21 protein-coding genes and 1 pseudogene are annotated in these 25,796 nt (G+C 40.9%); 13 read left to right on the forward strand and 9 right to left on the reverse strand.

Annotated features, from left to right (window positions below; all coding sequences use genetic code 11):
- Positions 1-175: 175 nt before the first annotated feature.
- Positions 176-1,339: a hypothetical protein gene (locus V7K53_RS03260; protein ID WP_335196216.1), complete on the reverse strand. Its 1,164-nt coding sequence runs from the start codon at positions 1,337-1,339 to the stop codon at positions 176-178.
- 180 nt (positions 1,340-1,519) lie between these two features.
- Positions 1,520-2,041, reverse strand: coding sequence for a hypothetical protein (locus V7K53_RS03265; protein WP_335196217.1), 522 nt, complete (start codon positions 2,039-2,041; stop codon positions 1,520-1,522).
- Between the two features lie 242 nt (positions 2,042-2,283).
- On the opposite strand from V7K53_RS03265, the gene nfi reads away from it, so the two are divergent.
- The 3 genes from nfi to V7K53_RS03280 all read left to right on the forward strand — a co-directional run bounded on the left by nfi (position 2,284) and on the right by V7K53_RS03280 (position 5,670).
- The gene (gene nfi, locus V7K53_RS03270) at positions 2,284-2,949 is read left to right on the forward strand and encodes a deoxyribonuclease V (protein WP_335196218.1); all 666 of its coding nucleotides are present in this window, start codon (positions 2,284-2,286) and stop codon (positions 2,947-2,949) included.
- A gap of 107 nt (positions 2,950-3,056) precedes the next feature.
- Positions 3,057-3,605, forward strand: a complete 549-nt coding sequence (locus tag V7K53_RS03275) for an FHA domain-containing protein (protein ID WP_335196219.1) — start codon at positions 3,057-3,059, stop codon at positions 3,603-3,605.
- Positions 3,606-3,711: 106 nt separating this feature from the next.
- Positions 3,712-5,670 carry an FHA domain-containing protein gene (locus V7K53_RS03280; protein ID WP_335196220.1) on the forward strand — a complete coding sequence of 653 codons (1,959 nt, stop codon included), beginning with the start codon at positions 3,712-3,714 and terminating at the stop codon, positions 5,668-5,670.
- A gap of 42 nt (positions 5,671-5,712) precedes the next feature.
- Here V7K53_RS03280 and V7K53_RS03285 read toward each other — a convergent pair whose 3' ends face one another.
- Both V7K53_RS03285 and V7K53_RS03290 read right to left on the reverse strand, forming a co-directional pair.
- The gene (locus V7K53_RS03285) at positions 5,713-5,979 is read right to left on the reverse strand and encodes a hypothetical protein (protein WP_335196221.1); all 267 of its coding nucleotides are present in this window, start codon (positions 5,977-5,979) and stop codon (positions 5,713-5,715) included.
- Positions 5,980-6,176: 197 nt separating this feature from the next.
- Positions 6,177-6,425, reverse strand: a complete 249-nt coding sequence (locus V7K53_RS03290) for a hypothetical protein (protein WP_335196222.1) — start codon at positions 6,423-6,425, stop codon at positions 6,177-6,179.
- Between the two features lie 134 nt (positions 6,426-6,559).
- Here V7K53_RS03290 and V7K53_RS03295 point away from each other — a divergent pair, with 134 nt between their 5' ends.
- The 5 genes and pseudogenes from V7K53_RS03295 (at position 6,560) to V7K53_RS03315 (ending at position 12,758) form a co-directional block, all read left to right on the forward strand.
- Positions 6,560-8,944, forward strand: coding sequence for a tetratricopeptide repeat protein (locus V7K53_RS03295; RefSeq protein WP_335196223.1), 2,385 nt, complete (start codon positions 6,560-6,562; stop codon positions 8,942-8,944).
- Between the two features lie 392 nt (positions 8,945-9,336).
- Entirely contained in the window at positions 9,337-9,867 is a 531-nt protein-coding gene (locus V7K53_RS03300; RefSeq protein ID WP_335196224.1) for a hypothetical protein, read from the forward strand.
- 101 nt (positions 9,868-9,968) lie between these two features.
- A pseudogene (locus tag V7K53_RS03305) lies at positions 9,969-10,208 on the forward strand (UPF0175 family protein).
- Positions 10,198-10,710 carry a DUF3368 domain-containing protein gene (locus V7K53_RS03310; protein WP_335196225.1) on the forward strand — a complete coding sequence of 171 codons (513 nt, stop codon included), beginning with the start codon at positions 10,198-10,200 and terminating at the stop codon, positions 10,708-10,710. The pseudogene V7K53_RS03305 and the gene V7K53_RS03310 overlap by 11 nt, the downstream one beginning before the upstream one ends.
- A 281-nt stretch (positions 10,711-10,991) precedes the next feature.
- Complete coding sequence (locus V7K53_RS03315) at positions 10,992-12,758, forward strand: tetratricopeptide repeat protein (protein ID WP_335196226.1); 1,767 nt, start codon at positions 10,992-10,994, stop codon at positions 12,756-12,758.
- 195 nt (positions 12,759-12,953) lie between these two features.
- Here the strand turns inward: V7K53_RS03315 and V7K53_RS03320 are convergent, their stop codons facing one another.
- Positions 12,954-13,451: a pentapeptide repeat-containing protein gene (locus tag V7K53_RS03320; RefSeq protein ID WP_335196227.1), complete on the reverse strand. Its 498-nt coding sequence runs from the start codon at positions 13,449-13,451 to the stop codon at positions 12,954-12,956.
- A 321-nt stretch (positions 13,452-13,772) separates the two neighbouring features.
- Here V7K53_RS03320 and gcvT point away from each other — a divergent pair, with 321 nt between their 5' ends.
- From gcvT to gcvP, 3 genes are all read left to right on the forward strand, one after another.
- Positions 13,773-14,909, forward strand: coding sequence for a glycine cleavage system aminomethyltransferase GcvT (gcvT, locus tag V7K53_RS03325; RefSeq protein WP_335196228.1), 1,137 nt, complete (start codon positions 13,773-13,775; stop codon positions 14,907-14,909).
- A gap of 125 nt (positions 14,910-15,034) precedes the next feature.
- Positions 15,035-15,424 (forward strand): glycine cleavage system protein GcvH, encoded by a 390-nt coding sequence (gcvH, locus tag V7K53_RS03330; protein ID WP_289797706.1) that lies wholly within the window; start codon positions 15,035-15,037, stop codon positions 15,422-15,424.
- A gap of 167 nt (positions 15,425-15,591) precedes the next feature.
- Positions 15,592-18,504 carry an aminomethyl-transferring glycine dehydrogenase gene (gcvP, locus tag V7K53_RS03335; protein ID WP_335196229.1) on the forward strand — a complete coding sequence of 971 codons (2,913 nt, stop codon included), beginning with the start codon at positions 15,592-15,594 and terminating at the stop codon, positions 18,502-18,504.
- A gap of 152 nt (positions 18,505-18,656) precedes the next feature.
- Here gcvP and V7K53_RS03340 read toward each other — a convergent pair whose 3' ends face one another.
- Both V7K53_RS03340 and V7K53_RS03345 read right to left on the reverse strand, forming a co-directional pair.
- Positions 18,657-20,243: an alkaline phosphatase D family protein gene (locus tag V7K53_RS03340; RefSeq protein ID WP_335196230.1), complete on the reverse strand. Its 1,587-nt coding sequence runs from the start codon at positions 20,241-20,243 to the stop codon at positions 18,657-18,659.
- Between the two features lie 327 nt (positions 20,244-20,570).
- The gene (locus V7K53_RS03345; protein WP_335196231.1) at positions 20,571-21,119 is read right to left on the reverse strand and encodes a PEP-CTERM sorting domain-containing protein; all 549 of its coding nucleotides are present in this window, start codon (positions 21,117-21,119) and stop codon (positions 20,571-20,573) included.
- 302 nt (positions 21,120-21,421) lie between these two features.
- Between V7K53_RS03345 and V7K53_RS03350 the strand changes: the two genes are divergently transcribed.
- The gene (locus V7K53_RS03350; RefSeq protein WP_335196232.1) at positions 21,422-21,583 is read left to right on the forward strand and encodes a hypothetical protein; all 162 of its coding nucleotides are present in this window, start codon (positions 21,422-21,424) and stop codon (positions 21,581-21,583) included.
- A 126-nt stretch (positions 21,584-21,709) separates the two neighbouring features.
- Here V7K53_RS03350 and V7K53_RS03355 read toward each other — a convergent pair whose 3' ends face one another.
- On the reverse strand, positions 21,710-22,582 hold the full coding sequence (locus V7K53_RS03355) for an SDR family oxidoreductase (RefSeq protein ID WP_335196233.1): 873 nt from the start codon (positions 22,580-22,582) through the stop codon (positions 21,710-21,712).
- Between the two features lie 78 nt (positions 22,583-22,660).
- On the reverse strand, positions 22,661-23,404 hold the full coding sequence (locus V7K53_RS03360; RefSeq protein ID WP_335196234.1) for a tetratricopeptide repeat protein: 744 nt from the start codon (positions 23,402-23,404) through the stop codon (positions 22,661-22,663).
- Between the two features lie 642 nt (positions 23,405-24,046).
- On the opposite strand from V7K53_RS03360, the gene V7K53_RS03365 reads away from it, so the two are divergent.
- The gene (locus tag V7K53_RS03365; protein WP_335196235.1) at positions 24,047-25,765 is read left to right on the forward strand and encodes a trypsin-like serine protease; all 1,719 of its coding nucleotides are present in this window, start codon (positions 24,047-24,049) and stop codon (positions 25,763-25,765) included.
- The last annotated feature ends 31 nt before the right edge of the window (positions 25,766-25,796 follow it).

Genomic DNA, 25,796 nt, shown 5'->3' on the forward strand with positions numbered 1-25,796 from the left:
TTATAAAATTTTAGCTAGGGAGAATTAATCTCAGAAAGCAAAATTACAGATAATTTAGGTTTATCCTTATTAATGTCGAACATCCCATTTCATCAAGATAGGTGAAAATCAGGGCGATGCCTATGGCGGCAAGCAACACACTGGTTTTTATAGTTTAGCGTTGGGTGCGATCGCTTTACTTCTTACTAAGGGAATTTTTCTCAGCGTAGTTGAGATTTCTCTGATATTCTATGATTTTTTGCTGGGCTACTACATAATTTGGGCTAGAAGATGGCACAGTTTTCATAAGTGCGATCGCATTTTCCCACAGACTCACAACTGTTTTCCACTCATTTGGATATTTTGCTGATTGAGTCAGGTTAGCTGCATTAATTGCTTTACTTACTGCCTCTTTGAATGTATCAGTTTGAAGTAACATACTCGGCGATTCTGAAGCTACTGTTGAGGGTGTAACTAATATAGGATTTAATGGTATTTGTGTTGAACTTTGAGAAGTTAAGGAGAGTATTTCTGAAAACCTTGAAGAAAAGTATATTCCTAAAGAAATTGAAAATATTATCAAAAAGAACAATAACTTTTTATCTAAAATACGATTCTTCCGTCTAGTCTCGATAATCGTATTTTGTTCATTATTCGATAAAATATTTGATTTTATTTTGTGCAAACCCATTTCCCCGCGCAATTCATTAAGGTCTTGATCTGGATTTAAATTAGTATTTGATTTGCTTGGATCTTTTTCTTTATTGCTAGAATAAGCATATATTATTCGGTGTCTTACCAAATATTCTACTTGATAAATCAGTGCACTAGCAGAAATATAGAATAATCCAAATATTAATCCTATATTATTATTGATATTTTCTATTTGTGTATAGTATTCAATTTGTCTATCGTAGCTAGGATAAAATAATGGTAGAAATATTGTAGAAAAAAACGCTGCTATCAGTATAGAAATTACAATTACAAGCCAAGCGTACAATCCTTCCCACCAACTCATTATTCCTGGTAATAATCCTTGTATTCTACCTATTTCGGGTGCTTGAATTTCTGATATAAACCGACTAATAAGTAAGTGTAAGCAATGATGAGTCAAAGAAATTATAGGAATTGGAGATAAGATTAACAATATTGTAAATATAACAAATAATTGCGGGCTGTGTATAAAATATACGATATCATAGCCTAGCTTTCCAGTATTTTTGACTATAAATATAATAACTCTCAAAAATAGAGTCAAAATCAATGCTTTTAACCAAGAACTAGGATAAGGAAACCATAAAGGCCAGTAAAACTTTTGTAATTTTTGCTTAATAACTTCCTGATTATTCGGATGCGTCATAACCTATAAATGCAAAAGATAAATCATTGTCTATCTTATAATTCCCTATTTACACTTATAAGCAACACGATCAGAATTTTTATATTCCTATATTTAAAGTTTAGCTGTATTTTTCATATCTCTTATAAAAATTCAAATTTGAGAGTATTGACTACATGATTATGTAAGGTAAATTAAATACTAACGTTCCTTTGTAATCACAGAAGTGCCATTACTAATACTTACTTTTTGAATAAAAACGTCAGTACAAGAAGATAAAATATCACTACTGATTTGATTAGCAATAAATTCAAAATCTTGGTTTGTTAATCCCTGTGCTGTATCGCCATTTAAGTTAATACAAATAGTTAGGATTTGAGGATTGTTAGAAGACTGTTCATTATCTACTGTTTCTAAATCAGCTTCTACCATGCCCAAATCAAACTCTTTACTCCAAGCTGGAAAATCCTTACCTGTTTGTTGTCCATAAACTTTGACTCTTTCAACAGATGCAGCCCCTAAAGCGGTTAAACCTTTGCGGATAAATGCAACTAAAATTTGCTGATTTGGTACTTGGGCAGATTCTAGCATTACCTCTAAGCAAGCATCTTGTAAGGTAACTTTTGCGTTGATCCTTTTGGGGTGTAAGTGGCGGTTCATCAGAGATGCGATCGCTTCTGCATCTCCCTGTTTTGCAAGTTTTAGAATATTTGGCTGTGTCATAACCAGTAAAAGAGAAAATCTAGAAAAATAAACTTATATTCTCAGGATTCCCTCTTGACAGCCTTAAGTAACATTGTGATGCAGAATATCAGCTAACTTGGGCTAAAATATTTAGTATAAAGATAGTCATTCACAGACTTTTACAAAAATATATTTTCTCTGTATCAACATCAAAAACTTTTATTTTTGTGCTTGCTAAATTAACAAGATTAATATTAATCAGTTAAATTCCAATTTTCAATATGAAATTTTACCGAGATCATGCTTGGCCTTCAACGCTAGAAGAAGCCATAGTTATCCAAGAAACGCTGCGAGATCGAGTAATTACTGAGGATCAACTGCAAGAACCTATCCAGTATGTTGCTGGGGTGGATATGGGTTTTGAAGCTGATGGAACAATTAGCCGTGCTGCTGTCGCAGTCCTGAGTTTTCCTGATTTACAAGTAATCGAGACAAGCCTAGCACATCGTCCTACAACCTTTCCTTACGTTCCCGGATTCCTCTCATTTCGAGAAATTCCAGCTGTCCTCGATGCCCTGGAAAAGATTAAAACAACACCAGATATCATTCTGTGTGATGGTCAAGGAATTGCCCATCCCCGCAGATTAGGTATAGCTAGCCATTTAGGGTTACTTATAGATATGCCGACAATTGGTGTAGCTAAGTCGAGGTTGATAGGTAAGCATGAAGAATTGGCAGAAACCAAAGGCAGCAGGCAACCACTAATATATAACGGTGAAACCATTGGGGCAGTTTTGCGATCGCGCACAGGAGTAAAACCTCTGTATATTTCCAGTGGTCATCGAATTAGTTTACCGACAGCCATTGACTATGTGTTGCGCTGTACGCCCAAATATCGACTGCCAGAAACTACACGTGTTGCTGATAAATTAGCGTCGGATAGATAAAGCTTGTTGAAGTTTTTTCTAAATACTTGCTTCCACCTACTCAATCATGTTAGGAATCGCACAGGAAGATGTTGAAGTAGCTAAATACGATTTACGAAGTTAGAACAATGAACGCACTAACTTTACAATGGCACGATGCAGGTCAAGATAAAACTCAGAACATTTACGAACAACAGCCAAGTCAAAATCATGGCACTGTCCGCATCGGTCGCGACCCCCACCGGTGCGATATTGTTCTGAGTCATCCTACTGTGTCTGGACTCCACATTGAAATATTTTTTCATCACCAGCAACAGCGCTTTTATATCAGGAATTTGCGATCGCAAAATCCCCCCGTTGTCGATGGACGGCAATTAGTTCAAGGTGAAATGCCTTTAACTGAGGGCACTAGCATCTCTTTAGGACAAATAAAACTCAATGTTACAAGCGTTTTCACAGGTAGCATTCCAGCAACAATTTTGCTACCACCCAATCCAGCAGTAAATCTCGGACATCACCATCATCCACAAACACCCCCCGCACCACCGCCAGGAGTTTATGGCTTAGAATGCCCCAAATGTCATAAAGTTTCTCCAGGAGAGAATCTACAAATTGGCTGTCATTGGTGTGGGACATCTTTAGCTGCGGCTGTGAGTGTGTTGGTAGCAAGGAATTAGGGAGCAGGGGAGCATGGGAGCAGGGGAGCAGGGGAAGAATTCCTAACTCTTGACTTAATGACCAATGACAAATGACAAATGACAAATGACAAATGACAAATGACAAATGACAAATGACCTACAAATCCAATTGAGTTGGGAAGAACCAGCGACGGGCGAACGGCGAGAACCACTGTTAAATGTGCCGATCGCTTTTGGTCGAGAATTTGCTCGCTTACCTGCTGAACTCAGGGGAATGCGGATTTCGCGGATGCTGCTTAACAGTAATGAAGTTTCTCGCTACCATGCCCTAATTGACTGGGAACAAGACCATTTAGTAGTGATTGACCAAGGTAGCGTTAACGGTGTCTATGTCAACGGTCAACCACAAACGCGTAGTGTCCTGGTTAATGGCGATACGTTGCAAATTGGCCCGTATTTGATTGCAGTGACATTTGGTGCTAACGCCTCTGCACCAGATACTAGCCCCCCTTCAACGATTCACTTCAACGCAAATACCAATCGCCCAGACCCCAGCTTGCCTGTAGTTCAGCCGTTAGCGCCCGTGGCAAGTAATTTCCCGCCATTGGCGTTTCAGGCACAAAAAGTCTCTGTGCAAGCACTTCATGCTACAGGATTACCAGTAGATGAATCTGATTATCTAGCGATCGGGGCGGGATTGGGTAGCTTCGTTTGGGCTGATTTGTTGCGAATTAGTGGTGTACGTGCTGACAAAATTGTGGCTTTGGGATTAGAGGCGGAACCTTATGCCCGTTACAAACGCCTCTGTCTGAATTCGCAAATTCCTTTATATGAAAGACTGCGTTCTAATTCTGACTCTTGTCCTGATAATATTTGGGGTTGGCCTAGTTATGCCTTGCGTGAAGCTTGGGGAGACTTAACCAAGGGAGAGATAAAGTCAGCATTCAAGTATTTATGGCAAGTGTTTGCTGAACCAACATTTGCAGAAACTTATACTCCCCGTGCGGGTAACGTCTTTGATTCCATAGACCGGGAAACGAAGCGCATAGGCTGGAATCAAATTTATCGCTATGGGCGAGTTAGAGTAATTCGCAAAACTGATGATGGCAGATATTGCGTAGCCTATTCTCGCGGCCCGGGAAATTATGCTTTTTTAGTTAGTCGTTATTTACATTTAGCTACTGGGTATCCAGCAATTCAGTTTCTCCCAGATTTGCAAGCTTATAGGGAAAAATATCAAGATTTTAAATCTGTCGTCAATGCTTATGAAGCCCACGATCGCGTTTATGAGCAACTAGAGCAACATGGTGGTACGGTATTGATTCGGGGGCGGGGAATTGTGGCTTCGCGGATTGTGCAGCGGATTTATGAAGCCAGAAAGCGAAATCGGAATATTGCAGTATTGCATTTAATGCGATCGCCTAAACCCCAAGGTAACAAATTTCAAAATACCCAGCGCCTAGTCAAAAATCATTACGAATTTCAACCCTTTAACTGGCCAAAAGCCTGTTGGGGCGGCGAACTCCGGGCAATGTTAGAAAAAGCCACCCCCGATGAACGCAAGCGTTTACTAGCAGATTGGGGTGGAACTACCACCGCCGACCGCCGAGATTGGCAGCAAATTACTGCCCAAGGGTTAAGCGAAGGCTGGTATCAAATTACCTTCGGTGAGGTGCTGGATGTGGAACGAGATGCTCAAAACCGGACTATTACCCGTATCCGAGAGCAAAGCTTTGGGGAAATGAAATTGCTAGCTGACTTTATTATTGATGCTACTGGACTGGATGCCAAGGTAGATGCCAATCCCCTGTTAGCAGATTTGGTGAAGCATTACAATCTGCCAGTGAATCATTTGGGGCGATTGACTGTAGCGAACAATTTTGAATTGGTAGAAATGCGTAGCGATCGAGGTCAAATGTATGCTGCGGGAGCGATTACTTTAGGTGGCCCTTATGCCGCAGTTGATAGTTTCTTGGGCTTGCAATACGCCGCATTAGTTGCCGTTGATGGACTTGCCGCCACTCGTGCGCCTGGAGTTCAAAGGTTGAATGTTGTAAGTTCCTCTAGTCAGTGGTTGAAGTGGGTGTTAAATCAGTCACCTTAGTATTAGGAGGCAGGAGGCAGAAGGGATAGAGTATTTATCTAGCTATTTTGAGTAACAAATCCCAACTTCGAGGATAAAAGGTGCAACTTCGAGGATAAAAGGTGCAACGTTGGAGTTCAAAGGTTCAACGTTGGAGTTCAAAGGTTCAACGTTGAAGTTCAAAGGCTCAACATTCAAGTTCAAAAGCTCAACATTCAAGTTCAAAGGCTCAACATTCAGGTTCAGAGGTTCAACGTTGAGGTTCAAAAGCTCAACATTCAAGTTCAAAGGCTCAACATTCAAGTTCAAAGGCTCAAAGTTGGAGTTCAAAAGCTCAAAGTCTCAAGTTACGGGCGATACCTTCAGCCTGCGTGCGATTCAAATCGCAGGCTAACACCATAAGTCAGTTAAAACTGACTCAAATTAACTAAAATTAAGTCCGTTTCAACGAACTTAGGCTATTAGCCTCGGAATTGATTCCGAGGCGGGATAGCAACGAAGCGAAGAATTTGCCTTTGCCAGTACCCCTACTTTGTTTTTTCGCTTGTCGGGCGTACTAAAGTTTTAACTAAACCCGTAATCGCCACAATCACAGAGGCAATTCCTCCAATCGATAATGAAGTTAAAATTGCCGCCGCCAGAATAATTTCAGTCGGACTGTATCCATCTCGCATCCAAGTAGATGGATTTTCTACCGATGTTGGCGACGCGGGGATTAATTGCGAAGTTTGGGTGATTTGATTGGAGTTGACAGGAGTTGTTAAAGCAGTTTTCATGGCTAAACCTCTTCTAAATGTTTCTATGCAAATGGTATTTCTGCCAGAAGAAGAGGAGATTCCCTAGAAATGGAGACAAAGTAGAGAGAAAGTAGAAATTAAGTAGAATCGAGAAGAAATCTCACAAGCTGTCTATGCAATGGGCTGATTTTCTAGCCAATGAAGCTGCTATTTATGGCTTATCCTCAGAGCAAACGGTAGCTTTTGTAGAGCGTTTGAAGACTGAAAACTCAGGAAAGAGTGAGGCAAAAGTTGCCCGCGAATTGAACATCAGTGCGGCTGCTTTGAAAAAGCGCATGACTGAGGTTTATGACAAATTCGCCCAGAGTTATCCTGAGTTAGCTGCTTTTAAAAGTCGGGGAAGACTAGAAAAGTTACGGGCTTGCCTGACAAGGAAATATAATGGCGGGCAAGATGCCCAACCCACAATTAAAGAAATTCATCAAAATATTCCCCCTGCTGTCCCATTTGAAAAATTTGTGGGACGTGAGGCGGAATTAGAAGAACTGCACCAGGAATTACAAACATCTCGGCAAGTTGCCATTGTAGCTGTAGCGGGTATGGGTGGAGTCGGCAAAACTGAACTCGCTACCCAATACGCCAAACAGTATTTGCAGAATTATCAAGGTGGGGTTTGCTGGTTATCTGCACAGGGAATCGATGTCGGAATTCAGATTCTCAGATTTGCTGAATTGAAATTCAACAGAATTGCACCGGACGATTGGGAATTAGCAGATAGGCTGAGATACTGCTGGCAGAATTGGCAACAAGGTGAAGTACTGCTGGTGTTTGATAATGTCACTGACTACAAAAAACAGGTTCAGCCTTATCTACCCCCAGAATCACCCCGGTTTAAAGTATTGCTAACAACGCGGCTGGGGTTTGATAGGACTTTGCCGCAATTACCTTTGAGTGTTCTCAAACCATTGGCGGCGATGAAATTATTAAAATCACTAGTTGATAGAGAACGGCTTAAAAGCGAACCTTGGATTGCGAGAAAAATTTGTAAATTTTTGGGATATTTGCCTTTGGCGTTAGAGTTAGTGGGGCGATATTTGGATACAATGCCAGATTTGTCTCTGGAAACACTGCTGAAGCGGCTAGAGAAAAAGCGATTGGAACATGAAGCAGTAGCCAAGGCTAACCCATTGATGCGTTATGAATATGGCGTTGCTGAAGCTTTTGCATTGAGTTGGGAACAGTTGGATGAGAAAGCACAAAGCTTAGGCTGTTGGCTGAGTTTATATGCCTTGGCTGATATTCCTTTTTCTGTTGAGGCGATAAAAGATGACGATGAACAAGAACTCTGGGAGAAAGCTATAGCAGAGTTGCGGAAACTGCATTTAATACAATGGCAGGCTAAAGAAATATATCGTTTACATCCACTGATTCGGCTATTTTTCCAAATGAAGTTGGATGAGTCAAGTAATGCAGTTGAGGTGAAAACTGCTTTTGTAGCGCAGATGGTAGAGGTGGCAAAGCGAATTCCTCAACAGCCTAACCGTGAAGATATTTTCAATTTCACTCCACATATCGCCCATCTTGCAGAAGTTGCAACCCACTTATCCCAGTATCTAAGCGATAGGGATTTAATAAGAGCGTTTACAGGCTTAGGCTGGTTTTATCAAGGACAAGGACTTTATAAGCAAGCAGAACCTTGGTTGCGGCAGTGTGTAAAAATTGCTGAAAATCGCCTGGGTTCGGAACATCCCGATATTGCTACTAGCCTGAACAATCTAGCAGCACTTCATAAATCTACAGGACGCTACAGCGAAGCCGAACCTCTGTATAAGCAGGCTTTAGAACTGACAAAATGCCTGCTGGGAAACAACCATCCTATTGTTGCCACTAGCTTGAACAATGTGGCAGAACTCTACCGTTATACAGGACGTTACAGCGAAGCCGAACCCCTGTATCTGCAAGCTTTAGGGATGAGACAACGCCTACTGGGAGATAACCATCCCGATGTTGCCAATAGCTTGAACAATTTAGCATTACTCTACGGTTCTACAAAACGTTACAGGGAAGCCGAACTGTTGTTTCAGCAAGCTTTAGAACTAAAAAAACACTTATTAGGAGACAACCATCTCGATATTGCCATTAACCTGAACAATCTAGCAGCACTTTATAAATCTACAGGACGCTATAGCGAAGCCGAACCGTTGTTTCAGCAAGCTTTAGAACTGAGACAACGCTTGCTGGGAGATAACCATCCCGATGTCGCTAATAGCTTGAACAATTTAGCATCACTTTACTGTTCTACAGGACGCTTCAATGAAGGCGAACCTCTATTTCAGCAAGCTTTAGAACTCCACAAACGCCTACTGGGAGACAATCATCCCGATGTTGCCACTAGCTTGAACAATCTTGCAGGACTTTACTGTTCTACAGGACGCTTCAATGAAGGCGAACCCCTATTTCAGCAAGCTTTAGCAATTTGTGAGCAGACTTTAGGTGTAGGTCATCCCGATACAATTGCGGTTTGGGGAAATTATGCCAGGTTTTTAAGAGAAGCATAACCCTAACGATCGCACCCTTTCACAAAACCATACCAAAGTTGTAGTTCAAATTTTAGTAGCGATCGCTTTCTACACACCAAATAGTACAGTTAATAATAAGGCGTAGCCTGTCGTAGACATTGTATAGCCATTTTGAGTTCAAAGGTGCAACTTCGAGATTCAAAGGCTCCAGTGCGATCGCTTATGAACTGCAACACCACTTAATATTGTCATCAGAAATTTATTTTTATCTAACTGAAGAGTTAAAAATCAACAATTGGTATTTTAATTACCTTGCTAACTGAATAATCTAGAATCATATTAGCGCTCGTCGCGCTCTATATCGGATAGCACAATCTTAATCTCTTTCTAGGAATAGAAATATATCTTTATCAATGGTTTAAATTACGATTATGAACCTTAAAGACATATCCTCAAAATTTCCCCGTCGTCAAGTTCTCAAAACTGCTCTCACTTTTGTGACTGGCTTAACCACGACATCACTATTATCTTTTGTGATTACCAAATCCACCAAGCCAGCACAAGCAATTGTTGTGCAACGACCAAATGAATTTGAACTTGAAGGTAAAGATACTAACATCAAGTATTCAATTATCAATGGAGTTCCACAGCTTGATTACAAAACTCAAAAAATTTCTGAGCATTTTAGTGGCGATCAAATTCAGACATTAGCTACTGATATCGGTACGCTACTGACGATAATTATTAGCAGACCACTAAACCCCGATCTAGGAGGAAATATAGTTAAACTGAGCTTACTCTTACCAATTATCAACCTAGCGATCGGAACACGAGAAACTTCTGTCCAAACCGAAGCCATTTTAACTACTCAAAGAACATCAGGATTTATTCGTACTCCCCTATTTGGACAATTACAGTCATATCAAACTATGGTACTCACCGGAACTGCTAGATACCGCTAGATACGGTCTAATTTCTGAAATTAATTCTTTTGGAAAACCAATTATTATCAATTATCCCTTGACTCGCAATACGGTTCAGTTAAGAATATTTGTAAGTTGAGTTGAACGAAACAGTATTTTCAGCACTTCGTAAAAATCCTGAAGAATTTATCCAATAAATGCGAATTGCCGCCGCAGTTAAATGGTATAAATTAGGAGACATCTCACAAGCAAAAGCAGCAGAGATTGCTGGACTAACTCGTGCTGAATTTATTAATGCTTTATCACGCTACCAAGTAGATTTTATGCAATTACTAATTACTGCCCAAGAGTTAGCCCAGGAACTGGCAAATGTCGATTAATCGTGTAATTATTAACTCTTCATCTTTGATTGTTCTTCTGAAAAGCCAGCAAACACAATTACTTCCACAATTATTCACAGAAATTTTAGTTCCATTAGGTGTTTTTGAAGAAGTCACAACAAAAGATGATGCGGCATCAACACAGTTACTTAATATTTCTTGGATACAAACAGTAGAAGTTAATACTATTGCCCCTGTTGTAGCAGCTTGGGATTTGGGAAAAGGAGAATCACAAGTATTGAGTTTGGCACTAAAAAATTCCGACTGCGCCGCTATTGTTGACGATAGAGCAGCACGGCGTTGTGGTCAAGCTTTAGGTATTATTACTATCAGAACCGGAGGTTTGCTGATATTAGCAAAAAGACGTGGATTAATCCCAAGCATATCTCCTGGAATTCAAGCTTTGCGTGACGCTGGTTTGTGGTTATCCGATAGTTTGGTCAATTTACTGAAAACTTCAAGCAGGAGAATAGCGATCGCCACCAATTTTAACTTAAAATAGCTTTTGTTCCCTCTTCTCTCTTCCTCCGTGCCCTTTGCACCTCTGCGGTTAGATTCTCATGCTAAGTGACAAAGAGCTTAGACGTAGCCCATCGTAAACATCGCATAGCCATTTTGAGTACAAAACTCGAAACTTGAACTTCAGAGGATCAAGTGGCGATACCCAAAGCTAAGCTACTGCTTTTAAATATTTTTATCCAAATGGTATTTTTACCCCAAAGAGAGAATATTTATTAATTTAAAGACAAAGCTAGAATAAAAATAAACTTCACAAAGCTGTTTATGCAATGGGCTAATTTTCTAGCCAAAGAAGCTGCTACGAATGGCTTATCTCTAGAGCAAACGGTAGCTTTTGCAAAATATTTTCAGACAGAAAACTTAGGTAAAACTAAAGTTAAACTTGCCAGCGAATTAAACGTTGATATTACTGCTTTCACAAAGTGGGTGGGTGAGGTATATGACAAGTTTGCCCAGAATTCTCCTGAGTTAGCGACTTTTAACAATCGAGACAAACTAGAAAAGTTACAAGCTTATCTGAGCGCAAAATATAATAGCAAATTAGATGCCCTCAAACCATTGGCGGCGATGAAATTATTCAAATCGCTAGTGGTTCGAGAACGACTGCAAGAAGAAGCTTGGGTTGCGAGAAGAATTTGTAAATTTTTGGGATATTTACCTTTAGCGTTAGAGTTAGTGGGACGATATTTGGATAAAATGCCAGATTTGTCTCTGGAAACACTGCTGAAGCGGCTAGAGAAGAAACGAGTGGAACATGAACCAGTAGTCAATGCTAACTCATTGATGCCTGATGAATACGGTCTATTTGAAGCTTTTGAATTGAGTTGGGAACAGTTGGATGAAAATGCCCAAAGCTTTGGCTGTTTGCTAAGTTTGTGTGCTTTAGCTGACATTCCCCTATCTGTTGAGACAATAGAAGATAACAAAAAACAACAACTCAATGAGAAAGCCATAGCTGATTTACTAGAATTAAATTTATTACAACAGAAACATAAAGGAATTTATCGTCTAAATCCACAGATTCGGCAACTTTTCCGAATGAAGTTGGATAAATCAAATGAGGCGGATGAAGCAAAAACTAAATTTGCAGCCATGATGTTAGAGGTAGCAAAGCTAATTCCGCAACAGCTTAACCCAGAAGATATTCCCAACCTCACTCCACATATCCCGCATATTACAGAAGTTGCAACCCACCTATCCGAATATCTAGACGATGAAAATCTAATCACTCTGTTTACTAAATTAGCCTGGTTTTATCAAAGTCAAGGACTTTATCAGCAAGCAGAACCTTGGTTGCAACGGTGTGTAGAACTAACTCAAAATCGTCTTGGTTCAGAACATATCCATGTCGCCACTAGTCTGAACAATTTAGCAGCACTCTACGAAACCACAGGACGCTACAGGGAAGCCGAACCATTGCTTGAGAAAGCTTTAGCACTAAGAAAACGCCTGCTAGGAGAAGAACATAACGATGTCGCCACTAGCCTGAGCTATTTAGCATTAATCTACGAATATACAGGACGCTATAGCGAAGCCGAACCTTTGTATCAGCAAGCTTTAGAACTGTGGAAACGCCTAGTGGGAGAACAACATCCCCATGTTGCCACGAGTCTGAACAATTTAGGAGCATTGTACTGTTATACAAAACGCTACAGCGAAGCTGAACCCTTGCTCAAGCAAGCATTAAAACTGAGAAAACGCCTGCTAGGAGACAACCATCCCGATGTTGCCACCAGCCTGAACAATTTAGCACAACTTTACGAATCTACAGGAAGTTACAAACAAGCCGAACCTTTGTATGAGCAAGCTTTAGAACTGAGTAAACGCCTGCTGGGAAATAACCATCCCGATGTCGCCATTAGCCTGAACAATCTAGCAGCACTCTACCGTCATACAAGACGCTACAGGAAAGCCAAGCCCTTATTTGAAAAAGCTTTGAAAATTTGCGAACGGACTTTAGGTATAAGTCATCCAACAACTATGACGGTTCGGGCAAATTATGCCAGCTTTTTAAGAGAAGCATATGACTAGCGATCGCTGGGCGTAATTCGTAATACTTTGGCTCCCTTCTCTACGAGAGGCTGCGCCAACGGCTTCTCCTAACGGAGACGCTGCGCGTTAGCGGAGCTTTCGCTTTAGCGATACGCTCAGGGCAAGACGCTCAGTACAAGTTCGTAATTCGTTAAAAAAATATACCCCTCTCCACTAGCGAAGAGGGGTTAGGATTTACTTACATCCTAGAGACTTGCGAGTATCCACACCAGTTTTAGAATTCACACCACTTGCTTTAACACAAAGCTTTTTCACTTGTATCCCATCTAAAATTGCATTCGTAAAATCGGTACCTGTGATATCCACGCCATCAAAAGTAGAACGCAGCATCATTGCATCAGTCAACACCGCATCACTTAAATCAGCATCCTTAAACCTGCTTAGATAGGCTATGCCTTCACTAAAATCAGCACCATGCAGATTTACTCCGTCCAATACGCTACCGTTAAATACGCCACCACGTAAGTCAGCATTGCTAAAATTAGCATTCTCTAATTTGAGATTGGTAAACTCAGTACCAATTAAACTTTGACCAGAGTAATCCTTGCCCTTGAGTTCATCATTACCCACAGAACGGGTAATACTAGAAGAACTTGCAGCTTGCGCCGATAGGGGAAACAAAAAAAGAACCATAGCTAAGACAAAGCTAGCTAACAGTTGCCAATATTTCATAATCTCTTCTTAATAAATCTCAACACTTCTACTATTAACTATTAAACCTTACAGAAGGGGACAAAGGGGATGGGGGAGTGGAGAGCAGGGGAGCAGCACTTCTCTACGAGAGGCTTCGCCTTAAGCGTAGCTATGCCGCAGGCTTTACGGCTACGCTCAGTGACCGAGGAGCAGGGGAGAATTAGTGGTAGTAAGTCTTTTTCCTCCGCCCCTGTGCCTTGTGTACCCCTGCCCAATCCCCTAATTCGATATACAAAACTGTAAAACCAGAAAGCATCTCGTAGGATGATAGATGTTGAGGTGCGATCGCAATAATTACCTGTGGCTAATCAAGAAGACAACGCCCAATCTCTGGCGCGAACCCCTTTATATCAATTGGGTGTAGAACTCAAAGCACGCCTTACCAGCTTTGGCGGCTGGGAAATGCCTGTGCAATTTAGTGGAATTAGCCGCGAACACGAGGCTGTAAGAAATACAGCCGGAATGTTCGATATTTCCCACATGGGCAAATTTACCCTCCAAGGTAAAAACCTGATTTCCCAACTCCAGGCGCTAGTACCTTCTGACTTGAGTCGTTTGCAAGCTGGTCAAGCACAATACACCGTATTGTTAAATCCCCAAGCGGGAATTATTGACGACATCATTGTTTATTATCAAGGTGAAGACACCAGTGGTACACAAAAGGCATTCATCATAGTCAATGCGGCAACTTCTGGTAAAGATAAAGCATGGCTATTGCAACACCTTGACTTGGATAACGTGCAATTCCAAGACCTTTCACCAGATAAAGTCTTAATTGCCGTCCAAGGGCCAAAAGCGATTAAATATCTCCAGCCATTAGTGCAAGAAGGCTTACAACCAATCAAAGCTTTTGGACATTTAGAAGCAACTCTACTAGGTAAACCTGCCTTTTTGGCCCGCACAGGTTACACCGGAGAAGATGGCTTTGAGGTGATGGTAGACCCGGATGTGGGAGTAGAATTGTGGCGAAGTCTCCATAAAAGTGGTGTTGTCCCCTGCGGACTCGGTGCCAGAGACACTCTGCGCCTAGAAGCAGCGATGGCACTTTACGGACAAGATATCGATGACACCACCACACCTTTAGAAGCAGGTTTAGGGTGGCTAGTTCACTTAGATACTAAAGGCGATTTTATTGGTCGGGAAGTTTTAGCAGAGCAAAAATCCAAGGGAGTGCAGCGCCGATTGGTTGGTTTGCAAACCCAAGGACGCAACATTGCCCGTCATGGCTATCAAGTGTTATCCACAGGTAAAGTTGTGGGAGAAGTTACTAGTGGCACCCTGTCACCTACACTTGGTTATCCTGTTGCATTAGGCTACGTTCCCACCCAGCTAGCAACTGTTGGTCAGCAGCTAGAAGTCGAAATTCGCGGCAAAGCTTATCCAGCAGTTGTAGTTAAACGTCCCTTTTATCGGTCAAAAAATCGTGTTGCCAACTGATAAGCGCTGAGGTTTTTGAGGAATAATGTGTTGTGAGTTATTCAATCTACAGTCAGGTTCATTACCAAATATGGCTTGGATGACTATTGGGGCAATAATTTTTTTAATAAGGGAGAGGAAGTGATATGTCTTTTGAATATCCTCAAGATTTCAGATACCTGGATTCTCATGAATACGTGCGAATAGATGGTGAAATTGCCACCATTGGCATTACTGAGTTTGCCGTACATGAATTGGGTGATATCGTCTTTTTGGAACTACCAGAAATTGGCGATGCTCTTACCAGGGGAGAAAACTTTGGCACAATTGAATCAGTGAAAGCCGTTGAGGAACTGAATTCACCAGTGACAGGCACCGTTATAGAACGGAATGAAGCCCTAATTAGTTCTCCCGAAGAAGTGTCAGAAGACCCTTATGGGGAAGGGTGGTTTTTGAAAGTGCGCGTCAATGACCCTGGCGAAGTTGAAGATGCCTTGACAGCAGATGAGTATCGCGCCCAAGTAGAAGGAGAGTAGGAGTGCTGAGTGGGGGAGTGGAAGAGTAAGGGAGTAGGTGAGTGGAGGAGGTAATTAACAATTACTCTTATTCACCTATCCAATATCTTCCGAATCCCCAGTCTCCAGCCCCCAGTTTAAGAGTATTTATTGCAAAATATGAAATAGTACCATCTGGAGAGTAATTTGTGGTATTGAACGCCCCTATTCTCAAGTCTCATGAGCAGCAAGTGCTGGACGAAAAAAGTCAAAAGTTAAGTAGTTTTGCGCCAAGACACATTGGCCCTAACTCCGATGACATCAAGCAAATGCTTAAGGTTTTGGGATTTCCCAGCCTGGACGCTCTAATCGACCAAACAGTTCCACAGGCAATTCGGCTGAAGCAACCGCTAAAGTTACCAGAAGCAGAAAGTGAGTATGCAGCACTGGCATCGTTAAAAAAAGTTGCTGCCAAAAATCAGGTTTTCCGTTCATACATTGGTATGGGCTATTACGACACTATTACCCCACCTGTGATTGGGCGTAATATCTTAGAAAACCCAGGTTGGTATACTGCCTACACTCCCTATCAGCCAGAAATTGCCCAAGGGCGACTAGAAGCGCTGCTGAATTTTCAAACGTTGATTATCGACCTCACAGGTTTAGAAATTGCCAATGCTTCATTACTTGATGAAGCCACAGCAGCAGCAGAAGCGATGAGCCTAAGCTACGGTGTCTCCAAAAATCAGGCAGATGCTTATTTTGTCTCTCGTGATTGCCATCCCCAAACCATTGATGTGTTGCAAACACGCGCTAAACCATTGGGGATTAAGATTATTGTTGGCGATCATCAAACATTTGATTTTGATCGACCAATTTTTGGGGCTGTTCTGCAATACCCTGCAAGTGATGGCACTATTTACGACTACCGCGCTTTTATTGAAAAAGCCCATGCTAAGGGTGCATTGGTGACGGTAGCAGCAGACCCTTTAAGTTTAACTTTGCTGACCCCTCCTGGGGAATTTGGCGCTGATATTGCTGTCGGAAGCACTCAGCGGTTTGGTATTCCGTTGGGATTTGGGGGGCCTCATGCAGCATACTTTGCTACGAAGGAAGAGTATAAGCGACTGGTTCCAGGGCGAATTGTGGGTGTATCAAAAGATGCCCAAGGTAAGCTTGCATTACGTCTCGCCTTACAAACCCGCGAACAGCACATCCGCCGGGAAAAAGCTACTAGTAATATCTGTACTGCACAGGTGCTGCTAGCGGTAATGGCGAGTATGTACGCCGTCTATCATGGCCCTACTGGATTGAAGCAAATTGCTGAAAATATCCATTCTTTGACAGTATTGCTGGCGGAAGGACTGAAGTGCTTGGGTTACAGTATCAGTTCCCAAGATTTCTTTGATACGTTGCGAGTAGAACTGGGAAGACGCAATTTAGAAGATATTCTGGCAGCTAGCGAACAACTTCAAATTAATCTGAGGGTTTTTGATGCAACTGCTGTTGGTATTTCGCTGGATGAAACAACTACACCAGAAGACTTAATCGACCTTTGGCAGATTTTCGCTGGTACAAATGATTTACCCTTCACTTTAGAAGAATTAACATCTTCCTCATCCTCACATCTTCCTCTTTCCCGTACAAGTACATATCTCACTCACCCAGTTTTTAACCGCTATCACTCAGAAACTGAGTTGTTGCGCTATCTGCACAAGCTAGAAAGCAAGGACTTGTCGCTAACAACATCGATGATTCCTTTGGGTTCTTGCACAATGAAGTTGAATGCAACTGCTGAGATGATTCCGGTAAGTTGGGAAGAATTTGGCAAGATTCATCCATTTGCCCCCGCGTCGCAAACGCAAGGTTATCAAATTCTGTTTGAGCAACTTGAGGCATGGTTAGCTGAAATTACCGGATTTGCGGGAATTTCTTTACAACCAAATGCTGGTTCTCAAGGCGAATATGCCGGACTTTTAGTGATTCGTCAATATCACGAAAATCGGGGTGAAGCACACCGCAACGTTTGTTTGATTCCCACCTCGGCACACGGGACAAACCCAGCAAGTGCGGTGATGTGTGGGATGAAGGTGGTGGCTGTTGCCTGTGACTCCCAAGGTAATATTGACGTTGCTGATCTGAAGGCGAAGGCAGAAAAACATAGCAATGAATTAGCTGCTTTAATGGTGACATATCCCTCAACTCATGGTGTATTTGAGGAGCCAATTCAGGAAATCTGCGATGTTGTCCATAGTCACGGTGGACAAGTTTACATGGATGGGGCAAATATGAACGCCCAAGTGGGAATTTGCCGTCCTGGAGATATTGGCGCGGATGTTTGTCATTTAAACTTGCACAAAACCTTTTGTATTCCTCATGGTGGCGGTGGCCCTGGTATGGGGCCCATTGGCGTTGCTTCTCATCTTGTACCTTTTCTCCCCGGTCATCCTGTTGTCACTATCAACGACTCAACTCAGCATTCACATATTGGTGCGGTTGCTGCTGCGCCTTGGGGTAGTGCAAGTATCTTGGTGATTTCTTGGATGTACATCGCCATGATGGGTGCAGATGGCTTAACCCAAGCTACTAAGGTGGCGATTCTCAATGCTAACTACATTGCCAAGAAACTGGAATCGTATTATCCGGTTTTGTATCAGGGGAAAAATGGTCTAGTTGCACATGAATGTATTTTAGATTTACGATCGCTCAAAAAATCAGCTGCGATCGAAATCGATGATGTCGCCAAGCGTCTCATAGATTATGGTTTCCATGCGCCGACTGTCTCCTGGCCTGTTGGGGGTACAATCATGGTGGAACCTACAGAAAGTGAATCTAAGCAAGAGTTGGATCGTTTCTGTGATGCGTTGATTGCTATTCGCCAAGAAATTGCCCAAATAGAAGTTGGCAAGGTGGATATCCAAGATAATGTTTTGAAGAACGCACCCCACACTGCCGAAAGTCTGATTACCGGAGAATGGAATCATCCTTATTCTCGCGAACAAGCTGCCTATCCTGCGCCTTGGACTCGTGAATATAAGTTCTGGCCTGCTGTTGGTCGCATTGATGCAGCCTTTGGCGATCGCAATTTTGTTTGTTCTTGTCTGCCAATGGATGCTTATTAAACTGAAGTGAAGAGTTAGGAGTTAGGAGTTAGGAATTAAAACCCTTAACTCCTTTTTATGAAAATGAAAACACAGATAGAAATAGACAAACACTTATGATTTACCTATTTCTATCTGTGATTGTCTGGTTTCAATACCTGGGAATTAAACGATTAGGCTTGTTGTATTTCTGGACGACCATCTTCAACCACAAATGAAGCCCGCTTACTAAGCGTGCCATTCGGGGTTGTAACGTTTGATAAAACTAGATAGTCTGTCTTGTAGGTTGTGGGAGTCACCGCACAGCGAACATATCCCCGTTGACCGTTGAAAAACTTAATGTGTGGGTTATCGGGCAAGTAAGCTTCAACATTTGGACTGGTATCTGCCCCATCTCCACCGGAGGTTATTGAGGTACAGACAAATTCACTGCCAACCGTAGCAGATTTTGGGTTATTAAAGTCAGCCTTTAAATTTATTGCCCAGTTGGAATGGATATCGCCTGATAAGACTACTGGATTAGATGGTTTGCGCTGTTCTAAGAAACGCATCAGGCGATCGCGCGAAGCCACATAACCATCCCACTTATCCATGCTGTAGGTTTCGCCAGGCCCTGCTTTTGTGTCTATCTGAGCAACTATAACTTGCTGGGCTAAAACGTTCCACTTAGCCTGTGAGCGATCTAAACCATCATATAGCCAATCTTCCTGACGCTTGCCAGTAATGGTTCCATTGGGATCTTCTCCACAAGGACGTTGTTTAGTACCATCACCGCAGGGCTGATCGGTGCGATATTGGCGGGTATCTAAGACATGGAAGTTAGCTAAGTTACCAAAAGAAAGCCGACGGTAAAGTTGCATATCGGGGCCAACGGGACGCGATAAGGGGCGCAGTGGCATGTGTTCGTAGTAGGCCTGATAAGCAATAGCTCGCCGTTGGAGGAAAATAGCCGGATCTTGATCTGGTTCAGTATCAACTTCTGAAATATAGTTGGCGTAGTTGTTTTCTACTTCGTGGTCATCCCAGGTAACAATCCAAGGAAAGGCTGCATGAGCTGCTTGCAGATTGGTATCGGTTTTATAAAGGGCGTGACGGTTGCGATAATCTTCTAAAGTCAAAATTTCTGCACTGTTGTGCTTTCTGGGACGATTATTTGAGATTCCTCCTTCATAGATGTAATCGCCAACATGAACTACTAAATCGAGGTCATCCTGGGCAATATATTTGTAAGCAGTATAGTATCCCTGCTCGTAGTGCTGACAGGAAACAAGGGCAAAGTTTAATTTATTTAAGTAGCCACCTGCTAGAGGCGCTGTCCGAGTGCGACCAATGGGGCTAGCGTCTTGACCGACAAGAAACCGATACCAGTACCAAGTATCAGATTGCAGTCCTTCTACGATAACTCGAACTGAATGAGCTAGTTGTGGAGTTGCAAGTACCGTACCTCTGGAGACAATACGCTTCATGTCGGGATCGGTTGCTATTTCCCAGCGAATTGGTACATTCACAGGTGGCATTCCACCTCCATTTAAAGGTTCAGGTGCGAGACGAGTCCAAATCACTACGCTGGTAGGATAGGGATCGCCCGACGCTACACCCAAAGTGAAAGGATAATTGGAAAATCTGCTGGTGGCAATTGCTCTTTGAGAAGAAAATTGGTTAGCGATCGCTAAACCAGACAATGCTCCTGCCCCGATAATTAAGTTGCGTCGTTTCATTCGACTGTGCAGGAACTGCTCAAAATTCCGGTAATCTACCATTCTCTACTCCTAGCTAACAGGTAAGTTAAAGTACAGCAACAGCTAACACAAAGAAGGTGGAGTAATTGGAGGAAAATTTCGCAATTCTTCCCTTATGGCAATTCTTTATTAAGACCCATATAAATAACCCCACCACCCTTGTTAAGGAGAGGTTAGGAGGGGTTATAATGTGCAGCTTCATAGAGAATTGCTATTATTAAAATCAGATTTTAATTTCCAATTTTTACCTTTGTTATCAATGTGTTAGATGTTGTTTCTCCACAGAAAAGCTTACTAATAAGAGATTAATCCTTGGCAAAGAAATTGTTAATATCAACTTAACCAAGGTTAGAGTTTAATCTTTTTCATTGATGCTACCTTTCTCTTCATCATTGAGCCAAGGCTGCAAGCAAAAAGAACACCAACTAAAGGTGTAGATTCAGGTACTTGTCTATAAGAAACTGTACCTGATATAAGTTCAACATTGGGAGAAGTTTTAGAGTAAATTGTAAAATCCTCACCAATAATTTCATAACTGATAGAACTGGAAGGATTAGCTTCATCATTAAACTGATAATCTAATCCAAAATACGTTTGTCCTGCTAAGGAAGTGGTTTTAAAAACAAGAGGAAAATCTGGGTAATTTGCATCATCTTGTTTGGTGTAAATGGTAGAGTCGCCATCAAAGTTGAAAGAAAGTGACTTAATGGGAGCTTCGGGATTATAGTCATTGCTGAAGGTTGAGTCATCAAAGCTAAAAAAGCCATTCCCCTTTGTTAATGCGCTATCAACGGTGAAAGCGTAATTAAGAATTGCAGCAGATGCAGATTTTACATCTACGGTAGCAAAACTTAAAGCAATAGTAGCAGTAACCAGTAAATTTGGAAACAATTTCATTTCAATTTCCCTTACCATCAACTTCTGTAAGCAATGCAATTACAAGCTACAAAAATAGCTTTTACCTAACTTCCTTATTTTCCCAATTGAAATTTCTAACTGTTAGATCCAGTTATGAAATCAATATTTTTCTCTTTTTCAATCAGAAGCAAACAACTGCCCAAATTGTTTTGAGATACCCCATTTTAAAATTAGGAGTTTAAGCAAACTTTAATCAAAGGTAAAAATAAAATTTAATTGTAAGTTTGCTAACTAAAAAATTAGCCGATAACTATAGGGCAAGCACATCTAAATAAATAGTAATGAGCCTGAATAAGAGTGGAATGCAATCAGATATGACTTTCACGAAATTAAATTTTCACTTTTACAGTAATAATTCTCATTTAGGAGACGAGAAAGTGAGAGAAAACCGTCGCTTGACTGCTAAAGAAGGGAGTAACGTGATTTTGTCCGTTCAAGGTTAAATTATCAATTACATTACTGAATTCTCAATAAAGCAGGTTTTTCCGTTGCGATGCCTACGCGTAGTGTACCAGAGGTAATCGCATTCCAAAATAGCCTATTCCTGTTTTTAGTTTTAACACTTAGTCTTAACTGAATTGTATTGCCTCTAATTCTTCCCTTACAGATAAAGGCTGATACCCCAATGAAAATGCTTTAGAACTATCTAAAGAAACATCTGTTGGTCTAGGTGCTGCCATTTTCACATCTTGTTGTCGGCAGGATTTAAGTCCGGTAGCGGGAAGTTGGAATACTTCTACTAATATCTGTCCAAAATCATAACGCGAAATCCGCTCTTTGCCGCCTAAGTGAATGATGCCGTTAACTTTTTCTAATGCTAATAAAAGTCCTTTGGCAGCAGTTGTTCCACTTACTGGTGTGCGAAATTCATCTATAAATAAACTTAGTTCTTCTTCGGCTTGTAAAGTCTCAATAAATGGCTGAATAAAGCTTTTAGCTGTGGGTGTTGCTGCACCAAACATCAAGGGCATCCGACACACTGCGGTCATAGGATATCTTTCTAGCATATCTGCTTCTGCGATCGCTTTTTGCTCGCCGTAAAGATTGACAGGACACACGGCATCTGTTTCTTGATATGGGGCATTTAAGCCATCAAAAACTAAGTCGGTTGAGGTAAAAGCACAAGGAATGGAGTTATCCGCGCAAAGTGCGGCAATATTGCAGGATGCGATGACGTTAATTGCGTGCGACTCTTTAGGGTTTGTTTGACAAAAATTTGGTTGCGAATGTGCAGCAGTATGAATAACTGCTTCTGGTTTGACATCATTAAAGATACGTTTCAATTCCTGAAAATTTGTTAAGTTCGCTTTTAAAATTTTCATGCCAGGAATCTCTAAAGGATGGGATAAATAAGTCCCATAAATATCCCATTCTTGTTTGGCAAGCTGGCAAAGATGCCATCCTAAAAAACCACTTGCCCCGGTGATTAACAATTTTTTCATGTTTAATCGTAAACCGCTCAAGAAAAAATACTTTCTACAGCAGGCTTATATTTTACACTGAGAGGTGGCGATCAAATCTTATTGCAGTAATTCCTGAAACTGCTTTTCATTACGCACTTTGCTAAAGTCTGGGTCAGTTTTTGCTAACTTCTTGTATTTATCAGGAACAAGCTCAATTGCTTTGTCAAGGTTCTGAATTGCCAATTCCAGATTGCTTTGTAAAGCATAAGAGCAAGCTTTATTGTAATATGCTTGGTGCAAATCTTGCTTGATGGCGATCGCTCTATTATAAGATGCGATCGCATCTTGGTAGCGGTGCAGCTTTGTCAGAGCTATGCCTCGGTTAATTAAGGCTTCATATTTCTTGGGTTTGATGGCGATCGCTCTATTATAAGATGCAAAAGCATCTTGGTAGCGTTGCAACGATGTTAGGGCTATGCCACGATTATACCAAGCTTCATATTTGTCAGGTTTGATCGCGATCGCTCGATCGTAAGATGCAAGAGCGTCTTTGTAGCGTTGCAACGATGTTAAGGCTATGCCACGGTTAATCCACGCTTCAGGACTCTCAACTTTGATGGCGATCGCTTTATCATAAGCTTTTATGGCATCTTCATAATTTTGTCTATCTAATAAATTATTGCCTTGATGAAAGTAATCTTCTGCTTTTTGCGTAGCCTTCGCTTCTATGAAAAGTTGGGTTACATTGCTTTCTTGGACAACCTGTGTAGTATTTTCTGCCGATGAGTTTGCCCCACCACTACAGCCAAATGCCAAGAAAGCTATCAAGCCAGATGCAACGAAGCAGTACCGAAAAACCATGCTGTACCTACAAAAATTATTAGATGATGTTAAAATTTGTTAGTTTTTTGAGTATTATCAAAATACACTAGTTTTTACCCATTAATTTACTTATATTTATTTTCCTAAAGAGTCTTGTTGACAATGCATAAAACTTTATTAAAATCAAGAGTGTATAATATTATCATAATAAATACACATAAAGCAATCGCTTAGAACCTACTTTACTCAAAAAACAATTATTTGTGTTGCTATATATATTGCCTAGCTGGGACTCGTCCTAAACATCGTACTCGTGTAGTAATTCACCCTGATAAAAACCTTATTCAATCCGCCAATACCGACGGTATAAATCAGCGAGGATTATAGGGATGAGGATGGATGTAATATCAGAATCGCTAGTTTTTACAACCTTTATCTCTATTAATTAGTTTTATTTTTTCTTCAAGACAAAACAGAAAGTCAACTCTATATTATTGATAAACCGTAGACATAATTTATATTAAAAATATGGCATTTTATTGGTTTGATATTAATTGAAAACGTAGTAAAAGTAAATGTTTTTAATATAATTTTCTAGTGTATTGCTAATGCCATGAAATAATTTCTGGCATTAAATTTGTATATTTTGTATCCATTATTTTCTATTAAGGATCTAAAACTATGTCTGTTTTCTCCCCTGATGGTCGGACAAAAGTTAGCAACACCACAACTTTTCCGTTTAGTGCTATAGGAAAGATAAGGGTACATTGGAAAGGTCCAGATGGGGTTATTGATACTGCTGATGATATTATCATCAACGGTTCTGGTGCCATGATTGATTCCTACCACTTTTTAACAGCAGGACACTGTGTGTATGACACGAGATATGGGGGTTGGGCAGATAAAATTGAGGTGATGCTTGGCTCTAAAGGAAATATTATTGCTGGTACAAATCGGGCTGACTATGAATACTATAGTGAAGCCAAATCTGTTTATACACGTTCTTTTGAAGGATGGACTCAAGGAGATCAAACTAAAAGCGAAACTTTTCAATACGATATAGGATTGGTTACTCTTGACCGCAATATTGGAAACTTCACTGGCTGGTTTAACTATGGATATGACGATAATCTTAGCAGTGGAACTTTAATGAATGTCACTGGATACCCTTCTGATAAGTTTGATTCCAATAGCGATGGGAAGTTTGATAACTATGATATGTGGACTCAGAGTGGACAAATCACAAGTACAACTGACTCAATCTTGCGTAGTAATCAGCTAGATATTGTAAATGGAAATAGTGGCGGCCCTCTCTGGCTTAATAATTCCAACACAAATAAACCGACTATTTATGGAGTAGCTTCAAATGAGACAACCAGCAATCAAACTCCGCTTTACAACGAGTTCGCCCGAATTACAAGCACTCGATATAATGAGATTCAAAACTGGATTGACGAAGACACTACTACACGCAAACCCACTGACAAAGCTGATTTAGTAGACTCTGATGTGTGGTTTAACACAACTCTTGGAAGTTTTAGTAATAACACTATTAAAAATGGGGAAAATTTTAGCATCACAGTCTATCCTCGCAACAATGGTACAGCTGCAACAGGTAATTTCTCGGTTTCTTTTTACGCTTCCACTGATGCCAATGTCACTAATAGTATTGGCTCTCATTACTTAATTGGTAATACAACTATTTCTTCGATTAATCCATTCAATTCGGGAACAGCAACTTGGAATGGTGCGTTTCCTAATATCCCAATTGGAAATTACTATGTTATTTCATTTCTAGATCCAGCTAATTCAATCCAAGAGTTTGATGAGAGTCTAAGCAGCAACCAAAAGGTATTTAGAACTTTACTCACTGTTGCTAATAGTGCAATATTACCTCTGACCATTTCATCAACTCTTAGCTCCCCTTTATCAACCCGTGAAGAAAATCTCAACACAGGTACAGCCAATATTAATGAAATTGGTAATAACCAGCTAAATGGTGGAAATAGCAATGACATCCTTATAGGGGGAAGTGGTAACGATACTTTCGTTGGAGGTTTAGGTAATGATACCCTAACAGGAGGAACTGGATCTGATGTTTTTATTATTAATACCCCTTCTGAAGGAATTGATAACATTACAGATTTTTCGTCCTTAGATGACACAATTTATGTTTCTAAAATAGGGTTTGGAGGTGGACTTAGTGAAGGTATACTTCAAGCCACGCAATTTTTTATTGGTTCGCTAGCAGAAGATAGCAGCGATCGCTTTATCTACAACAATAATACAGGAGGTTTATTCTTTGATGCTGATGGTACAGGCGCATCCGGTCAAATCCAAGTTGCTCAACTAGGAATGGGTCTAGCCATGACTAATACAGATATTTTTGTGATTGCCTGATAAATAAAGACGCGATAAATCGCGTCTCTAC

The sequence above is a fragment of the Nostoc sp. genome (assembly GCF_036917355.1).
GTDB lineage: Bacteria > Cyanobacteriota > Cyanobacteriia > Cyanobacteriales > Nostocaceae > Nostoc.